Raw genomic sequence first — 17147 nt, forward strand, 5'->3', positions numbered from 1 at the left:
CGAGTGATGAGTGAAAAGGCGCTGATTGAGTGCGTAATGCTGGCGGCCGGGTTATCCAGCCGGATGGGCGACTGGAAAATGATGCTGCCCTGGGGGGCGGGCACGCTGCTCGACAGTGCGCTTCGCAGCGCCTTCACGCTCTGCGACCGGGTGATCCTGGTCACCGGGCACCGTGGCGATGAGCTGGCGCGCTACTATCGCGGGCAGCCCGCGATTACGCTTGTCCATAACGCCGATTACGCCTCGGGGATGTTCTCTTCAGTAAAGTGTGGCGCGGCGGCGGTGACCTCAAGGCGCTTTTTTCTGGCGCTGGGCGATATGCCGGAGGTGTCGCCCACGGTCTACAGCGCGTTATGGCAGCATGCGGATCATGACCACTGCCTGGTGCCTGGTTATGATCAGGGCCAGGGCCACCCGGTGCTGCTTCCGGCGCAGGCGCTCGCGCTTATCAGCAACGCGCCCGCCGACAGCAGCTTAAAAACGATCGTTCGCCAGATCGGCACCTGCACGGTTGCCGTCGATGAGCCGGGGATCCATTGCGATATCGACACGCCAGCGCAGTATCGCCAGCGAGCTGAGCTAAACCGCTTGCTTGATACGCTGCCGCGGCGGCGCATAAACCCGCATGGCGGCCGGTAATTTCCTCAGGTCATGTTTGCCCGCGCGAGGAGAGTCATTAAAAATTCCGCCACCGCTTTGATACGTGCCGAGGCGATAAGATCGGCATGGGTCACCAGCCAGAGATCTTCGCTCAGCACCAGATCTTGCGGGATCACTTCGACTAATCCCGGCTGCTGCGCGGCGATAAAGCAGGGCAGCACCGCCAGCCCAAGCCCGGCGTTGACGGCAGAAAGCTGGGTTACCAGGCTGGTGGTGGCAAGCGCAGAGGTTTTATCTTCAACCTGTTCATCAAACCAACGGGCAGCGGGAAGATGGCTGAACGAACTGTCCCATGTAATAAAGCGCCGCCCGCGTAAGGGGGCATCTTCCGGCGCGGGGTGAGCGCGCAGATAGCTCTCAGCTGCGTAGACCGCCGAGGCCATCACCCCGGCTTTGCGGATCTTCAACGTGTTTTGCTCAGGCCGCACCAGGCGCAGCGCGATATCGGCATCGTTTCGTGCCACCGAGACGGTGTTGACCCCGGTAATCAGCTCGAGGCGGATCGCCGGGTAATCGGCCTGAAACTGCGGCAGGGCCGGGATAATCAGGTGGTTGGCCAGTGTCTCTGCCGTTGCCAGGCGCACGGTTCCCGCCGCTTCACCATCGCCTCCGGCAAAGGCGTGCTCCAGCGCGCCGACCCGGCTCTCCACCTCTTCGGCATAACTCAGCAGCGCTTGCCCGGCATCGGTAAGAAAGTAACCGGTCTGATGATGCAGAAACAGGCTGGTCCGCAGGCTGCTTTCCAGCGCGCTAATTCTGCGCGACACCGTCGACTGGCTCACCTTTAGCGTGGCGGCAGTTTTAGTCAGGCTGTTGGTGCGCGCAACGGCCAAAAAGAAGCGTAAATCGTTCCAGTCCATGCTCTCTGTTTTCTGTTTATGCAAAATGATTCGCCGATTTTATCCGTAGTTTTCAAAATATGGAAAAAATAGACTTCTGTTACGGCATTACTATTCGAAAAACAGGAGTGAGCAGATGGAAGTCACAGCGAAGCAGGTCGTGGAAACCTACCTTGCGGCGTTCGCCGCGGGCAGGGTGGATGAGATTGTCAGCCTGCTGGCCGACGATGTAGTGTGGCATATTGACGGCGAGCCGGGTGTTTCTACCGTCGGGCTGTTGCAGGGGCCTGAGCAGGTCCGGCGTTGGTTAATGGCTTTCCCGCAGAACTTCAGGCCGCGGGAATTTGTGATTAATGAGATTATCGCGCAGCACGACAGCGTGCTGGTGCTGGGGCGTTTTCGCCACACGGTGGTCAGCACGCGGCACACCGTCGGCAGCGATATGATCATTCACTTCACGGTCACGAACGGCAAAATTCGCCGTTATCAAATCTTTGAAGATTCGGCGCTGCTGGCAAGAGCCTTCAACGCGGATGATGAGTGGTCGCTGCAGCAGTTGCGCATCAATGGCACGCTCTACCGTTACCGCGATATCGGCGAAGGGCCAACGCTGCTTTTTGCCCACGGGCTTTTCGCCAGCCATCAAATTTTTACCGCACAGGTTCAGGCCCTGAGCCACGCTTATCGCTGCATTGTTCTCGATATGCCGGGACACGGCCTGAGCGGTTACGATCCTACCGGCTGGACGCTTGACGATCTGAGCTGCGATCTGGCGCTAATGATTGATGAACTGGCACTCGGCAAGGTCACGATCGTTGGGCAGAGCCAGGGCGCGATGGTAGCGCTGAGGCTGGCGGCGCGTTATCCGAAGCTTCTGGCAGGCCTCGTGCTGATTGGCACCAGCGCGCGTGCGGAGTTTCCTGAACGGCTGGAAATGTGGCGTAGGCAGCGCGAAACCCTGCTGAAGGGTTCCGATGAGGCGCGGGAGGCGTTTTTTACTACCCTTCAGGCCTATGTAAACAGTGAAGAATGGCTACAAAACCACCCCCATGAGGCCGCCGAAGAGCGCGCCATGATGCATGCTCACAACCGCGAAGGATTGGCGCTGGCGCTGGATGCCGCCGTGTTTGACCGGGGCGATATCACGCACCTGTTGCCGACGATCACCGCGTCGACGCTGGTGATCGTCGGGGAAGAGGACAGGGCAACACCGGTTGAGTTAAGCAAGGAGATCGCCGCGCTTCTGCCCGATGCTCAGTTGCTTACGCTGGCAAAAACCGGCCACCATCCGCCAACGGAAGCCGCCGATGCGGTGACGGCGGCAATTGCCGGGTTTATTGCAGCTAAATAGCGGAGATAAAAAAGCCCCGTCAGGGGCTTAATATGCGGTGGTCATATCGCGGATTTAGAAGCGATATTGCAGACCGGCGGTGATGGTGTAGTTTTTGTTGGCAATACCCGCAGCATCGCCACCGATGAATTCCGATCCGCCGTTGGTGGTGTCAATAACCTGCGTCCCGCCTTTGCCCTCTTCATATTTGCTGTAAGTGAACTCAGCAAATACTTTCGCGTGCGGCGTGACGTAGTAGCCAGCATCAAGTGACGCGCCGTAATAGCGTGAGTTGCTGGTCTTCTCACGGAAGGTGAGGTCGCGCATATAGTGCTCATCGTTATCATGCGCGCGCACCCAGTCACTGAATTTCAGCAGCGCATTGAATTCGAAATTATCAATACGGTACTGGCCCGCCAGCCCAACATAGGGCATGGTGAAGCGCTGGCTGTAACCAATCCCGCGTTCGCCTGCCGGGAAGTTGCCCACTAAGGCGCCGTTGTCATAATCGTAAGCGCCGCCGAGCGCCGTCCAGCTGAAGCGCGTCTCCTGATAGCCTGCCACCACGCCCGCTTTATAATTCTCGTCCTGGAAAATCCAGCCTTTCAGGTTGAGATCGAACTCATTGGCGTAATTGACATCCGAATCAGGATGGGTGGAGTGATCGGTCCAGCCTGACTGACTGGCATTCTGCCAGTCGTAATCATCCATATGGCCTGCCCCGGAGGCGAGTGACGTCCAGCCGCGGGCGTTAAGGGTTAAAAAGGAGTAGGGGTTCCAGGAGAGATCGCCTTTCACAATGGCGACATTCTTTATCTTCCAGTTAAGCTGGCTGATTTTTCTCCCTGTTATTTCGTCATAGACTAGCTCATTCGATTTACCGCTCAGCATCCCGGCAGAGGCGGAGGCGGAAAAGCTTTCGGGGGAAAAATCGGGGATTAACTGCTCTGAGTCTGCGTACGCGATACCTGAAATAGCGCCTATCATCATCACTACAATACGAGTTTTTTTCATTTTTCTTTGCTCATATCACAACGGTAATAATGATTTTTGCTACGGGTATAAACTTCCGCAATGGAAAGGGCTTTTTCTTTTTTTATTTTTTGATAAAGATCCTAAGTGTGAAATATATCTTTTTTTGTCCTTCTCTTTTTTAGTTTATGAATTATGCGCATGCACATTTCGTCGGGAGAATATATTTTCCCGACGCAACGTGGTGATGTTTATCTGAGGTAGGGCGCGGGAGTGGCCCCGCGCTGCTGTGACCCGCTAAGCTTGTTAGCCTTCGCTGGATGGCGCGCTTTTCTGCATCGCGTGCTGCTGTGATAAGCGCCAGAAATCGTGGCCAGCGGGATACTGGTATAAGCGCAGGGAGAATTGTCCTGCTACCGCAGTGATATATTCAAATATCGCCGATTGCGTATTCTCATAATCGGCCCACAGGGTTGACGTGGTGAAGCAGTAAATTTCCAGCGGGATACCGGCCGGTGACGGTTTTAGCGTCCTGACGACAATATACATCTCTTTGACAATATCCTGCCGCTCAGCGAGATAAGCCATTAAGTAGTGGCGAAAAAGGGTTAAATTCGTCAGGCCATTATCGATAAACCAGCTATCTGCCACGCCCAGCGGATCGCGGCCATCGAGCAATTTTGACAACGGTTCACTTACGCCGCGTATCGCCAGCATCGGCGCCAGCATCTCCTGCGAGAGAAAGGTCACCGAGTGCTGATCGATATTGGTGCTGCGCATAATGCGGCGCGCGCCGGAGGAGAACATCGCCTGCCAGTTGGTATAGGTTTCGGTGAGGAAGTTTTTCGTCGGAATTCGGGAAATGGTGTTATCCCAGTTCCGGATAGTAATGGTGTGCAGCGCGATATCGGTCACTTCACCGCTCAGGTTTTTATCCGGCATCTCAATCCAGTCCCCGAGTTGCAGGACATCATTTGAGGAGACCTGCACGTTGGCGACCAGCGAAAGCAGGGTGTGTTGAAACACTAACATCAGCACCGCCGCCACCGCACCGAGGCTGGAGATAATAATGGCAGGTGATTTGTTCGACATCACCGCGAGGATCATGATCGCGGCAATAACGTGAATTAAGATTTTACCTATCTGGATATAGCCCTTAATCGAGTGATTTTTACGCTTCGTCTTGCGCAAATAGGAGCTATTAACGATATCCAGCATCTCGTTGAAGAATACCGACAGAAAAATAAAGAACAAAATACCACAGATGGTATTTATTGCCGTCACCAGCGAGGCTGGCATATTTTCCATAAATTGCAGCAGGTAATAAACTGTCAGAACCGGCACAAAGTTGGATAACTTTTCGGCGATACGGCGATCTTTTTCCAGCGGCACATCTTTTTTATGGCTGGCAAAGAAGACTTTACGCACCACCTTAATCAGCAGGAATTTGCACATCAGGTGCGCAAACATGCCAGAGACGATCAGCAGAATAATATTTAAAACAATGGCCAGCGCCGGCCTGCCTTCGATAAACGTCAATAAAGAATTCAAATACGCCATTACTTATCGCCTGAACGAGTATGCCATCTGTATAAGCCCTGGCTGGCGGGCATATATACAAAAATTTAACCAATTCGCATCATGACATAACACGGGGATATAAGTCCACGCCGGGGCGGCGGTGTGTGCCCGGTCACAAAAACGCTCCACTTTAACAAAGTGATCCTATGATTTAGGCTGGTTAACGCAAATTTACGCTGTAACAGGAGAAGCATGATGAAAGCAGTCACACTTAACGCGCCGGGCGGCCTGGAAAACATTACCGTCTCCGATATCGCCGATCCGGGCAGACCCGGCAAGGGCGAAATTCGGGTTGCGATTAAAGCCAGCTCGCTGAACTTTCATGATTTGATTGTTGCCAGCGGCCAGTTCCCGACTGAGGATGGCCGCATTCTGCTGTCCGATGGCGCAGGCGTGGTTGAAGAGGTGGGCGAGGGCGTTGAGGAGTTTGCCGTCGGCGATCATGTGGTTTCCACCTTTTTCCCCATCTGGCTGGCAGGCAAGCCGGGTCCCGAGGTGAGCGGCTTTGCCCATACTCCCGGCGACGGCGTTGACGGCATGGCAAGCGAGTACGTTGTCCGCTCGCAAAACGCCTTTACCCATGCGCCGCAGGGATGGAGCCACAAAGAGGCCGCGACTATCACCACTTCAGCGCTGACCGCCTGGCGGGCGCTGGTGGTGGATGGCAACCTGAAAGCGGGCGAAACGGTGCTGGTCCAGGGCACTGGCGGCGTCTCCATCGCGGCGCTGCAAATTGCGAAAGCGATGGGCGCGAAAGTCATCGCCACCTCCTCTTCCGATAAGAAGCTCGACGTTGTGCGTGAACTGGGCGCGGATGAGACCATCAACTACAAAACCACACCCGAGTGGGGAGACAAAGTGCTGGAACTGACCCAGGGATTCGGCGTCGATCACGTCGTGGAAGTGGGCGGCCCGGCCACCCTGAAAGAGTCCCTGAAAGCCGTTAAAGTCGGCGGGCATATCGCGCAGATTGGTATCCTTTCCGGCGATGAGGCCAGCGTATCGGTGCTCTCCCTGCTGGCGAAGCAGGTGCAGATCAAAGGGGTGATTGTGGCAAGCCGCCAGGATCAGATCGATTTTGTGAAAGCGCTGGAAGTGATGAAGCAAAAGCCAATTATCGATCGCACCTTCAGCTATGAGGCGCTGAGCGAAGCCTTTGGCTACCTGCAAAGCGGTTCCCACCTCGGTAAAATCTGCGTCGAGTGGTAACAGGCCACAGCGGTAGGGGCATGCGCCCTTACCGCCACGTTTTAACGCGCGGTGGCGCGCTCCTTCAGCCGAGCAGGCTTTCCAGCGTCACCGATGCTCCGCCGCAGACAATCACCAGCACGTTATCGCTGGGATTAAAGCGGAGTTTATTGTCATAGAGCAGCGAGAGCGATACGCCGCAGGCGGGCTCGGTCAGCACTCGATGATCGTCCAGCAACAGGCGGCAGGCGCGCACCGCTTCCGCGTCGGAGACAACCTGGCTTCTCACTTCAAGGCGGCTGGCAACGTTAAATGCATTTTCACACACCTGGCTTGCGGCAAGGGTCGTTGCAATGCCGCTCACCTTCTCCAGACGCACTAACTTCCCGGCATTTACCGAGGCGTTAAGCGACGCGGTGCCCTCGGTTTCAACGGCATAGATCGGAATATGGCTCAGGTGATGTTTTTCCAGCCCCTGAGCGATGCCGGAGAGCAGGCTGCCTCCGCCGACTGACAGAATAACGGCATCCGGGATCACGCCTGCCGAGATAACCTCATCCACCAGCGTGCTGATGCCCGCCCACAGAAGCGGGTTATCAAAGGGGTGAATATAAATGATCTCATCGGTGGCTAAAGAGAGGGCATAGTCGTTCGCCTCGCTCCACACGTTGCCATGCACCACGAGGCTGGCCCCTTCCTGCTCAATCAGCTCTCTCGCCCGCAGGGAGGTGGTTTCAGGCACCACGACGGTGACCGGCAGACCGAGTTTGCGACAGCTGTGAGCTACCGCAATACCCGCATTGCCGCCCGATGAGCTGATAAAGCCTTTTGCGCCATGCTCTGCGTAATAGCTACAGGCATGGGCAGCGCTGCGAAGTTTGAACGAGCCGGTGGGCTGGGCAGACTCCATTTTCAGCCACACATTGCATCCGCTGCGCTGGCTCAGCGGCAGTGAGTGCAGCAGTGGGGTCTGAATACTGATTTCCATGACATCGAATCCTTATGCATAAGCCCATACGAGAAAGGCCGTTCTGGACAGGTTTTTAAGCCTGACCAGTAATAACACAAGAACTATCAGGCTGGGTTATCTATTTCCGCGTGCCAGGGATGGCATACGCAGGCCAGCTTATGTCCCTCCGGATCCCGCAGATAGGCAACAAAGAAATCCGGCCCGTAGGCTTCACGGAGACCGGGCGCACCCTCATCGCTGCCGCCATTTTTAAGCCCTGCGGCATGAAATTGCCTTACCTGCTCTGCGCTACTTGCCCGGAAGGAGAACATCGTCCCGTTACCCGGCGTCGCTCTTTTGTTATCGAACGGCGGGCAGATGCAAAAACTAAACCCCTTGTCTGGCGGTTCGCCCCACATCGCCCAGGTTTCACTCCACGCGGGAATGCGCGGCACGCCCAGCACCGCGAAAATCGCATCGTAGAAACGGGTCATCGCCGGTAAATCGTTGCTGCCTATGGTGGTGTACATCAGCATGGTTTGGCTCCTGATTTGCTTTCAGAAAAGGTGAAGCCGTCAGTGATTATGATCGCGCAGAAAAACCGTCAGCACATCTTTCGGCGCGACGCCGCCGCACTCTGAAATCATCCAGCCCACCGCGCCGCGATGATAGGTGCCATGGAACAGCACATGGTTAAGCATATCAATGGCGCGCATCTCGCCGTCGCCGCCGTCGACAAAACGGAAGGTGATGGCTTTTTCAAGATCGCACGAGGAGAGGGCGCCAATATGCTCGATATACCATGCCGCGCATTCGGCCATCTTCACTTCAAGCTCTTCCAGGGTGGGCGTTTCCGGGGTATTTAGCGCGGTGTAACCGTGCTGCTGGCCGGTAAGATTGGCCCTGAAAATCATGTCGACGACATAAATATGGTTCATCAGCCGGATCATCAGGTGGCGCTTTTGCGGATGCGCCGTTTCGTCGATCGCCTTAATGGCCTTGAGGGTTTCGCCATCCATCCAGCGCTTAAATTTCACCAGGCTAACCAGTGTGTCCTTGTCCATCTTCTGCTCCACATGTGACTGAAGCGGTATCATACCGCGCGTGGACTGTTTAGCTGAGTAGATCCTTAAGCAAAAACCAGGGGGGTGGCATTGGTATATTTCAGCGAGCGGCGCTGGTTAACGTGTCGAAAAGGTCGGGGCGTTAAGGTTTTTCTAAGCTTTCTTCGTCACACTGGGGGTATAAAGCGCACATGGTTTCGGTGCCGTTGTCGGATTATAGTCGGCAGGAGATGATGTCCCCTGCCACTTTTTTAACTTTTTATTAGCCAGAAAGTTTGTTTCGTAACTCCCTTTTTTATTTTTCATTGTCATAAAACCTTCAGCAGTATCAATATCTAACATCTTCTTTAAAATCGAAAAAATATTTAACTCACCTTCAGACAATCCTCATTAAATAGTGATGATTTTGCAGGTAAATTACTTTATAAATATATGGGACAACATCGCAGACCTTGCTCACGTAACTCCTCGTGCAGCGAGTAATTACGGGTGTGGCATCTACGCGGGAGGGAAGTGAATGGATATCATAAGTTCAGAACGTGTAAGTGAAGTCTATATGGTTATCGGGCATGCGGTATCATCATTAATTTCAGCGGGAAAACGCGTTGAAAAAGAGGGTATTCTCGAGCAGTTGCAAAAGGGAAAAGCGCAGGCGGTGGATGGGATGAACGACGTGTATGAATCCGCTATTCGCCTCGTTGCCAGCGAGGGCCTTGCCGTCAGCGAGCAGTGACTGGCCCCCACTCTTTTTCACCATATATCCCGCTCGCCTCAGGTAGAGAACCAGCCAGCGGGATAGTATTCGCAGATAAATTCCACAAACGCCTTCACTTTCGGGCTCTGTAGCCGACGCGATGTGTGCAGCACCCACAGCTCGGTAAGCGTATCGGACTCTCCCCAACTCATCAGTTCACCCTTCTCAAGATAAGCGCTGACGATCGACTTCGGCACCATCGCCGCACCGGCACCCGCCAGAACCGCATCGCGGACGGTCAGCAGCGAGGAGAGGCGCATCACCGACTGCGGAGTAAAACGGCGCTGTCCGTTCTCAACGATCCAGTCACTTCCTTCAATATGCGTTGACATCACTACCGCCGGGATCGTCGGCACGCTTTGCCCAGCCGTAACGGGCAGGCTGATAGCAGGCGCAGCGACCAGCACCAGCTTGTCCCTGGCGAAGCATCGGCCAACCAGCGAACTGTTTGCCTGCGGGTTTATGCGGATCGCCACATCAAAGTGCTCTTCCACCAAATCGCTCATGCGGTTTTCCGAGACAACCTCAATATGGATCTGCGGGTAGCGCTGGCGAAATTCTGCCATCAGCCGCCCCAGCGCCAGCTGCGAAAAGAGCAGCGGGGCGGCAACGCGCAGCCAACCTGCGGGCGCGGCGTTATCTTCCCGCGCCGATTCAGCCGCTTCATCAATTTCACGGATGGCGCCCAGCGTGCGTGCCAGCAGGCGTTCGCCCGCCTCGGTGATCTTCAGCTTCTGGCCGCCGCGCTCCACCAGCCGCACGCCAAGAGACTCTTCAAGATCGGTCAGCCTGCGCGAAAGGGTGGCCTTTGGCTTCCCGCTGGCGCGGCTGGCGGCACCAATCCCGCCTGCTGACGCGATGAGGTGAAACTCTTTTAAGGCGTTGATATCCATTAGCTGTCTCATTTTTGGAACAGAGTGTGCAAATAATAGCCTCTTCCGGGCAAAAATGGATCGGGATAGTCTCTGGTTACACCCACCAGACATTACGGAGTAAACATCATGACTATTCTTGTTACCGGAGCGACCGGCCGCGTTGGCCGCCACGTTGTTGACCAACTGCTTCGCCGCGGCGCTGACATCCGCGTATTGACCCGCGATCCCGCAAAAGCCGGTTTTGCTGACAATGTGGAGGTTGTTAAGGGCGATCTGCTGGATATCGATGCCCTGCGCGCAGCTTTGAGCGGCATCAGGACCCTGTTTTTACTCAATGCGGTTGCCGCCGATGAATATACCCAGACCCTGATTACGCTCAACATCGCCCGGGAAGCTGGCATTGAGCGCGTAGTTTATCTCTCGGTCTTCGGCGCAGACGACGCCGTCAATGTGCCGCATTTCGCGGTTAAATATGGTGCCGAGCGCATGCTGACCGCGATGAACTTCAGCGCCACCATTCTGCGCCCCACCTACTTTATCGACAATGAGGTGATGATTAAGGAGGTAATCGTTAACCACGGCGTTTACCCGATGCCGATTGGCAGCCGCGGGCTGGCGATGGTGGATACGCGCGATATCGCCGAGGTGGCGGCTATTGAGCTGATTCGGCGCGACCAGGCGAGGGAGAAGCTGCCCGTCGAGACCATTAACCTCGTTGGCCCCGATACGTTGACCGGTAATGATGCGGCGGCAATCTGGCGCGACGTGCTCGGTCGCGAGGTGATATATGGCGGAGACAGTCCGGATGCCTTTGAAGCGGGCATGGCGGAATTTATGCCGAAATGGATGGCCTATGAAATGCGTCTGATGGCCGAGCGCTACGTCAGCCACGGCATGATCCCACATGAGGGCGACCGGGAGCGGCTGGTGGCGCTGCTTGGCCGCCCGCTGCACACCTACCGCGACTTCGTAACGGCACTTGCCGCACAGTAAAAATGAGAAGGCCGGTGCATCAGCACCGGCCTTATTATTTCGCACTTAAAGCGCAACGGCGCGCAACATGCTCGGCGTCAGATCGGTAAAGTGCGGCACATCGCCCGTCACTTCCGGCGCTTCTGGCGAGTTAAACGCCGCTTTCATCGCCTCCTCATCGCGGAAAACGCACTCGGCGATAGCGACGGTGCCCGTCTGCTCAACGGCCGGGAAGAGGGCGGCTGCGCTGAGCAGCCCATAGGGCTGGAACGCTTTGATCACCAGCGGAATATGACTGTTGACGTAATAGTCCCGGTCAAAACGGCTCTGCGGATCGCCGTAATAGGTGACGTATAGCGTGAAGGTTGAAGTGCTCATCGTGTGACCTCTTTCATAACGGGTTTCGGTTCATTTAAGCCGCTGAAAGTGTAGCTGGCATTGCGGGGTGCTAATATGCATTCCGCGCTGTTAAGCCATCACAGAGAGGGAAATCATGATAACGATTGAAGCGGGCATGCCCGTTCACTACCCGACGTTACTGAAAATATGGGAGTCATCGGTGCGTGCCACCCACGATTTCTTACCGGAGGAGGATATTGAGGCGCTACGCCCGCTGTTAGAAAATCTCTATTTTCCTGCCGTCACGCTGTCGATTGCCCGGCTGATTGAAGACGGCTCTATCGTCGCCTTTGTTGGCGTCAGCGACAACAGGATTGAGATGCTGTTTGTCGATGCCGCCCAGCGCGGAAAAGGCATCGGGAAAGTGCTCCTGCGACACGCCATCGCGCAGGGCGCGGATGAGCTGGACGTCAATGAACAGAATCCGCAAGCGGTGGGCTTTTATCAACAGCAGGGTTTTGTAGTCGTGAGCCGCTCTGAGAACGATGGACAGGGCAGGCCCTATCCACTTTTGCATATGAAATTGCAGAAAACCTGATGCTGCCCATTTTTATATTCACGCCACGTATTTTGCGCCGACCGTAGCGCAAAATTTCTTCACTTTATTTGCGTTACTTAATCCTCGCTTAAGAATACTCCGATAATGTAAGTACTACGCTAGCCCATCCCGGGCTGTTCCGGAGCCTCTCCTATGCAAAATAAGTTCGCAGAAGTCTCTACCGCCAGCAAAGTCCCCGCAGTGACGATGGCGTTCTGGTTAACCAAGATTGCTGCGACAACGCTGGGTGAAACCGGTGGTGATGCGGTGACCATGTCGATGAATCTGGGCTACCTCACCGGGACGCTGATTTTCGCCATCATCTTTTTAATCGCCGTGGTGGTGCAAATTGAACGCCACAGTTTTAATAAGTGGATCTACTGGTTTACGGTGGTTGCCACCACCACCGTTGGCACTACGCTTGCGGACTTCGCCGATCGCTCGCTGGGGATAGGTTATCTGGGCGGCACACTGCTGCTGAGTTCATTGCTGCTGCTTTCGCTGCTTGTCTGGCGTCTGACCTGCGGCACCATCGCTGTCAGTTCGGTGAACAACGGCGTCACGGAGAGCTTTTACTGGGTCACCATTATGTTTTCACAGACTCTCGGCACCGCGCTGGGTGACTGGACCGCAGACAGCGAAGGGCTGGGCTATGACGGCGGGATCCTGCTTTTTGTCGGCGCGCTGGCGATTATCTGGGCTGCCAGCCGCTTTACCTCGCTGTCGCGCACCGCACTCTTCTGGGCCGCGTTTATTCTCACTCGCCCCCTGGGTGCGGTAGTCGGTGATTTCCTCGATAAACCTGTCGCCGCTGGTGGTCTTGCATTGAGCCGCTATAGCGCCTCACTGACGCTGGCGCTGATTATTATGGCGTTTCTCTGGCTACTGCCGCAGCGCCCGGCAATGAAAACCGCAGTGACGAATTAAAAGCGTGACAGCGACAAAGGGGAGCAGGCCTGCTGTGGCTGCTCCCCGCTAAACAGATCATGCCCGCCCGGGCGCGTGAGGGTTGCGGACAAAGTTGAGGATCGCACTGAGCGTGGCAGCCTCTGGATGATTAACTTCACTCAGGTGATCGCCTTTACCGGCGAAAAGCGGTACGGCATAGCGCGTGGCTAACGCCGCCATGGAGGCGTGATAGGGGTCGTCAACGCCCGCCCAAAACCGCAGGGGAACAGGGCAGGGGAAAAAGGCCTCCGCGTCCTGAGCATGTTTTCTCAGTTCATTAAAAAAGCGTTCAGCCCCTTTTTCATCCTCAGGGGTGAGCGAGGCGGTGAGTTCCGGCGCGACCTGCCGGGCATAAGTGATAAACATCTCAAACGTCAGTTTGCCAACAGGCGTTTCAGGCAGGCCAGCCTCACAATCCCATCCCCCCAATACCACCGAGTGCAGGCGCTCCGGGTGAGCATTGACCAGCTCCATTGCCAGCCAGGCCCCGGCAGAGTAGCCGATAATATGCGCTTTTTCATAACCCAGCTCATCCATCAGATTGACGATGGCTAACGCCTGGCTCTGTTGCGTGTAGGCAGCCTGGTTCGCGGGTTTATCGCTCGCCCCGTGGCCGGGCAGATCCGGACATACCACCTGAAAATGGGGGCTTAACGCGGAGATGAAGCCGTTATCCACCCAGCATCTGCTATCCATCAGCAAACCATGAAGCATGATGACTAACGGGCCTTCTCCCTGCGTGCGGTAAAAGAGCCGCGGCGTTGCTGATGTATATGGCATAGCGATTCCTGTAATTTGAGCATTTGTTCAATCAATGATTAACGCTATGTTCTAACATGGATAATCCTTTGAAGGACAACAACAGGCGCGCAACCCCTAATATTGGCGAGGCCATGGATCTGCAAACAGGGAGTAATGATGGCAAGACGACGTGAGCTTCAGGGCATCGCTAACGCGCTCAATTCGAGCTTTGTGAGCCGCAATAATGATTTTCATGGCTACTGGTCTCTGGGACTGCTTAAGCACTTTGCGATCAGGGATGGGGGGACGACTATTGAGCTTTCGTTTCCCTTACCTCAGCCTGAGGCTAGCGATAAGCTGATGAACTTTCTGGTGCGCCATTACACGAATATGCTGACAAATCTGTTGAACAAACAGCGTATCCCGCATGAGTGGGTAAGTCATGTCAGCATTACTCTCGACTTCAGGCCGCAAATTAAAGACGCGGCGTTAATTGCAGGCGCTGCCACCGTCGAACCTTTCGCGTGCCGCTGCCAGATTACTGACGATCGCGGTCGCCACTACGCGTCAACCCTCTATGGCCGCTGCTGGATCCATTCGGCGAAGAAGGAGAGCCGCTCGACCCGCTATCGTGATAAGTAATGCATTTGCATTGCTATTATTCCCGCTTAATCAGCCGTAACCTTCTGCTCACCAGTTTTTTGAACGACTCATATGGCGCGGCGCTGCTTTACGCCGCTTAATCCCGATCGGCGGCGTGTCAGGAAGGCAAACGCAGGCCGAAAATATTCTTGCCCTGCGCGTGGCGATAACAGGCGCTGCCGCCGTGTAGCGCGGCGATGGCGCTCACCAGCGATAACCCCAGCCCGCTGCCGGCGGTGTGGCGGACATTATCTCCCCGCCAGAAGCGCTCGAACGCTTTTTCCGGTTCGGCAAGCGGCTCCCCGTCGTTCGCCACTTCAATTTCAACAGCGTTACCGCGATAAGCCGTGCTGACGGCAATCGTCCCTTTTCCCGGCGCATAGCGAATGGCGTTGGTCAGCAGGTTAGTTATCGCCCGCTGAAACAGCATCTTATCGGCGGTGAGGCTGCCCTGCGCATTCAGCTCGATAACCATTTCACGCTCTTCTGCCAGCGGTTCGAGGAAATCGATCACCATCTCCAGCGACTCACTGAGCGAGAAGGTTTCCTGATTGAGTTTGATATTGTGATGCGTGGCGCGCGCAAGAAAGAGAATGTTTTCCGTCAGCCGCGACAGCGCTTCCAACTCCTCAATATTCCCTTCAAGCAGCGCCTGGTACTCGGCAACGGAACGCTGATGGCTCAGCGCCACCTGATTCTGGCCTAACAGGACATTGATCGGGGTGCGGATCTCATGGGCCAGATCGTCGGCAAACTGGGTGAGGCGGATAAAGTCCGTCGACAGGCTCTGGCGCATGGCGTTAAGCGCATTGCCAAGGGGTAACAGCTCCTGCGGGATCGCCTGCAACGGCACCGGCTGATTTAAGCGGTCGCTGGCGGTCTCGGCCACAATCTGGCTTAAACGGCCAATGGAGCGCAGGCCACGGCGAATCAGCAGCGGGCTGAGGGCGGCGCAGAGCAGAATGGCCGCCAGTGACACCAGAATGCTTTGCTGGCGGTAGCGCTCAAGCATCATTGCCCGCTCACGCGCTACGCGGGCAAGCGTGACGGTGACCGGCCCGCGCGGGGAGTTAGCTTGCAGGCTGAGCGCCGAGGCATCCATATCATCCGCGCTGCGCCAGCGGTGCAGCTGCTGCGCGTTGGGCGGGGTGTTAACCGGGGTCGGTGCGATGTCGGGCAACGCGATGCCGGTATGGTTAATGGTGACGTTTTGCGCCTGCTGCGGGCGGATGCTGAGAATATCCTGGCGAATATCGACCATGCGGTTGAAGTAGAGCGGCAGCGACTCCGGCTGAGCGCCATCTTCCAGCAGCTGGCGCAGTTGCGCGGCGCGGTTGATCAGCGTCTGATCGTCGCGCCACACCAGCTCGCTGCGCAGGGCGCTGTAGAGGATCAGGCTGATGCCTCCGCAGGCCAGCGCCATAATCAGCGTAAAAATCGCCGTCAGCCTGAGTGTCAGGGAGGGGCTATGCATCGCCTGGCTCCTGCACGGACAGGCAGTACCCCATGCCCCGGACGGTGGCGATCAGCTTTTGCGCAAATGGATCGTCGACTTTGCGGCGCAGGCGGCGAATGGCGACATCAACAATGTTGGTTTCACTGTCGAAATTGACGCCCCAAATCTCGCTCGCCAGCAGCGTGCGCGGCAGGATCTCACCGTGACGGCTGGCGAGCAGCCACAGCAGCATAAACTCCTTGCGTGTCAGCGCGATGGGCATGCCATCTCGTGTCACCTGAAAACGCGCTGAATCCATCACCAGATCGGCGACGCGCAGCGTCGTGCTGTGCGGCTGGTGTTGACGAAGCTGATTCTTGACGCGCGCGAGCAGTTCCGCAAAGGAGAAGGGTTTGACCAGGTAATCGTTCGCACCCAGCTCCAGCCCTTTAACCCGATCCTCTACCGAGTCGCGGGCGGTAAGGCAGATCACCGGCATCTGGCTTGCGGTACGCAGGGTTTTCAGCACCTGCCAGCCATCCATGCCCGGCAGCATAATATCGAGGATCACCAGGCTATACGAATGCGCCAGCGCCAGATGCAGGCCATCGCGCCCGTCCGCTGCGTAATCGACGATATAGCCCGCCTCTTCAAGCCCTTTGCGCACCCAGGCGCTGGCTTTCAGGTTGTCTTCAATCAGTAACAGTTTCATCGGCGCAGTGTGCCACGAAATTTTGAGCCGCCCCAGCCTTTCAACGCCAGATGACAATATGGTCATCTTTCTGACAGGCAATTGCGGCAAGCGGGCAGGTATAAATGCCGGGTCATCAACACAGGAGAATCCAACATGAAAAAGTCTATCGCTGCGTTAACCCTGGCTGCACTGCTTGCCGCGCCCGCTCTCACCTTTGCGGCCGATAAAAACCCGCTGAGCGTCCATGTGCTGAATCAGCAAACCGGGCTGCCGGCCGCCAATGTTGCGGTGACGCTTGAGCAGAAGCAGGGGGATAACTGGACGGTGCTTAACACCGCCAGCACCAATCAGGACGGGCGCATCAGTGCTCTGTGGCCGGAAAAGCCGTTTGCCGCGGGCGACTATCGGGTGATTTTCAAAACCGGTAAATACTTTGCTGACCAGAAACAGCCGAGCTTCTTCCCGGAAATTCCGGTCGAGTTCCATATCGATAATACAAAGACCACCTATCACGTTCCGCTGCTGCTGAGCCAGTACGGCTACTCCACCTACCGCGGGAGCTAAGG

General features: G+C 56.0%; 21 protein-coding genes and 1 pseudogene. 9 read left to right on the plus strand and 13 right to left on the minus strand.

Features of this window, described 5'->3' with window-relative positions; translation table 11 throughout:
* The first annotated feature begins 6 nt into the window (after positions 1-6).
* Positions 7-639: an NTP transferase domain-containing protein gene (locus N7V53_RS07235; protein ID WP_279792911.1), complete on the plus strand. Its 633-nt coding sequence runs from the start codon at positions 7-9 to the stop codon at positions 637-639.
* 5 nt (positions 640-644) lie between these two features.
* Here N7V53_RS07235 and N7V53_RS07240 read toward each other — a convergent pair whose 3' ends face one another.
* Complete coding sequence (locus N7V53_RS07240; RefSeq protein WP_279792912.1) at positions 645-1520, minus strand: LysR family transcriptional regulator; 876 nt, start codon at positions 1518-1520, stop codon at positions 645-647.
* A 115-nt stretch (positions 1521-1635) separates the two neighbouring features.
* Between N7V53_RS07240 and N7V53_RS07245 the strand changes: the two genes are divergently transcribed.
* Positions 1636-2850, plus strand: coding sequence for an alpha/beta fold hydrolase (locus N7V53_RS07245; protein ID WP_279792913.1), 1215 nt, complete (start codon positions 1636-1638; stop codon positions 2848-2850).
* Positions 2851-2904: 54 nt separating this feature from the next.
* Here the strand turns inward: N7V53_RS07245 and N7V53_RS07250 are convergent, their stop codons facing one another.
* The 3 genes and pseudogenes from N7V53_RS07250 to N7V53_RS07260 all read right to left on the minus strand — a co-directional run bounded on the left by N7V53_RS07250 (position 2905) and on the right by N7V53_RS07260 (position 5361).
* The gene (locus N7V53_RS07250; protein ID WP_279792914.1) at positions 2905-3843 is read right to left on the minus strand and encodes an omptin family outer membrane protease; all 939 of its coding nucleotides are present in this window, start codon (positions 3841-3843) and stop codon (positions 2905-2907) included.
* A gap of 264 nt (positions 3844-4107) precedes the next feature.
* Entirely contained in the window at positions 4108-5019 is a 912-nt protein-coding gene (locus N7V53_RS07255) for a mechanosensitive ion channel domain-containing protein (protein WP_312117912.1), read from the minus strand.
* Positions 4941-5361 (minus strand): annotated as a pseudogene (locus N7V53_RS07260) (hypothetical protein). The gene N7V53_RS07255 and the pseudogene N7V53_RS07260 overlap by 79 nt, the downstream one beginning before the upstream one ends.
* Before the next feature lie 216 nt (positions 5362-5577).
* On the opposite strand from N7V53_RS07260, the gene N7V53_RS07265 reads away from it, so the two are divergent.
* A complete protein-coding gene (locus N7V53_RS07265) occupies positions 5578-6591 on the plus strand; it encodes an NAD(P)-dependent alcohol dehydrogenase (RefSeq protein WP_279793171.1) in 1014 nt (337 codons plus the stop codon).
* A gap of 64 nt (positions 6592-6655) precedes the next feature.
* Here the strand turns inward: N7V53_RS07265 and N7V53_RS07270 are convergent, their stop codons facing one another.
* The 4 genes from N7V53_RS07270 to N7V53_RS07285 form a co-directional block, all read right to left on the minus strand.
* Positions 6656-7558, minus strand: a complete 903-nt coding sequence (locus N7V53_RS07270) for a pyridoxal-phosphate dependent enzyme (protein ID WP_279792915.1) — start codon at positions 7556-7558, stop codon at positions 6656-6658.
* Between the two features lie 86 nt (positions 7559-7644).
* Entirely contained in the window at positions 7645-8055 is a 411-nt protein-coding gene (locus N7V53_RS07275) for a VOC family protein (protein ID WP_279792916.1), read from the minus strand.
* Positions 8056-8094: 39 nt separating this feature from the next.
* Positions 8095-8583, minus strand: coding sequence for a DinB family protein (locus tag N7V53_RS07280; protein WP_279792917.1), 489 nt, complete (start codon positions 8581-8583; stop codon positions 8095-8097).
* 153 nt (positions 8584-8736) lie between these two features.
* Positions 8737-8925 carry a hypothetical protein gene (locus N7V53_RS07285; protein ID WP_279792918.1) on the minus strand — a complete coding sequence of 63 codons (189 nt, stop codon included), beginning with the start codon at positions 8923-8925 and terminating at the stop codon, positions 8737-8739.
* A gap of 175 nt (positions 8926-9100) precedes the next feature.
* Here N7V53_RS07285 and N7V53_RS07290 point away from each other — a divergent pair, with 175 nt between their 5' ends.
* Positions 9101-9316, plus strand: a complete 216-nt coding sequence (locus N7V53_RS07290; RefSeq protein WP_023479768.1) for a hypothetical protein — start codon at positions 9101-9103, stop codon at positions 9314-9316.
* Positions 9317-9354: 38 nt separating this feature from the next.
* On the opposite strand, the gene N7V53_RS07295 is transcribed toward N7V53_RS07290, so the two are convergent.
* A complete protein-coding gene (locus N7V53_RS07295; protein ID WP_279792919.1) occupies positions 9355-10230 on the minus strand; it encodes a LysR family transcriptional regulator in 876 nt (291 codons plus the stop codon).
* A 108-nt stretch (positions 10231-10338) separates the two neighbouring features.
* On the opposite strand from N7V53_RS07295, the gene N7V53_RS07300 reads away from it, so the two are divergent.
* Positions 10339-11205 (plus strand): NmrA family NAD(P)-binding protein, encoded by an 867-nt coding sequence (locus N7V53_RS07300; RefSeq protein ID WP_279792920.1) that lies wholly within the window; start codon positions 10339-10341, stop codon positions 11203-11205.
* Between the two features lie 45 nt (positions 11206-11250).
* On the opposite strand, the gene N7V53_RS07305 is transcribed toward N7V53_RS07300, so the two are convergent.
* Positions 11251-11562, minus strand: a complete 312-nt coding sequence (locus N7V53_RS07305) for an EthD family reductase (protein ID WP_054803840.1) — start codon at positions 11560-11562, stop codon at positions 11251-11253.
* Between the two features lie 115 nt (positions 11563-11677).
* Between N7V53_RS07305 and N7V53_RS07310 the strand changes: the two genes are divergently transcribed.
* Together N7V53_RS07310 and N7V53_RS07315 are read left to right on the plus strand one after the other, a co-directional pair.
* A complete protein-coding gene (locus tag N7V53_RS07310) occupies positions 11678-12121 on the plus strand; it encodes a GNAT family N-acetyltransferase (RefSeq protein WP_279792921.1) in 444 nt (147 codons plus the stop codon).
* Between the two features lie 153 nt (positions 12122-12274).
* Entirely contained in the window at positions 12275-13048 is a 774-nt protein-coding gene (locus N7V53_RS07315; RefSeq protein ID WP_023479756.1) for a hypothetical protein, read from the plus strand.
* Between the two features lie 57 nt (positions 13049-13105).
* Here the strand turns inward: N7V53_RS07315 and N7V53_RS07320 are convergent, their stop codons facing one another.
* Positions 13106-13849 carry an alpha/beta fold hydrolase gene (locus tag N7V53_RS07320; protein WP_279792922.1) on the minus strand — a complete coding sequence of 248 codons (744 nt, stop codon included), beginning with the start codon at positions 13847-13849 and terminating at the stop codon, positions 13106-13108.
* A gap of 138 nt (positions 13850-13987) precedes the next feature.
* Here N7V53_RS07320 and N7V53_RS07325 point away from each other — a divergent pair, with 138 nt between their 5' ends.
* Positions 13988-14452 (plus strand): hypothetical protein, encoded by a 465-nt coding sequence (locus N7V53_RS07325; protein WP_279792923.1) that lies wholly within the window; start codon positions 13988-13990, stop codon positions 14450-14452.
* 118 nt (positions 14453-14570) lie between these two features.
* Here the strand turns inward: N7V53_RS07325 and N7V53_RS07330 are convergent, their stop codons facing one another.
* Both N7V53_RS07330 and hprR read right to left on the minus strand, forming a co-directional pair.
* Positions 14571-15926, minus strand: a complete 1356-nt coding sequence (locus N7V53_RS07330) for a heavy metal sensor histidine kinase (protein ID WP_279792924.1) — start codon at positions 15924-15926, stop codon at positions 14571-14573.
* The gene (gene hprR / locus N7V53_RS07335) at positions 15919-16599 is read right to left on the minus strand and encodes a response regulator transcription factor HprR (protein ID WP_279792925.1); all 681 of its coding nucleotides are present in this window, start codon (positions 16597-16599) and stop codon (positions 15919-15921) included. Before hprR ends, N7V53_RS07330 begins: the two co-directional genes overlap by 8 nt.
* Positions 16600-16734: 135 nt before the next feature.
* On the opposite strand from hprR, the gene uraH reads away from it, so the two are divergent.
* Positions 16735-17145: a hydroxyisourate hydrolase gene (uraH, locus tag N7V53_RS07340; protein ID WP_023479884.1), complete on the plus strand. Its 411-nt coding sequence runs from the start codon at positions 16735-16737 to the stop codon at positions 17143-17145.
* The last annotated feature ends 2 nt before the right edge of the window (positions 17146-17147 follow it).

Origin of the sequence: Kosakonia sp. HypNH10, from assembly GCF_029850615.1 — a bacterium.
Lineage (GTDB): Bacteria > Pseudomonadota > Gammaproteobacteria > Enterobacterales > Enterobacteriaceae > Kosakonia > Kosakonia cowanii.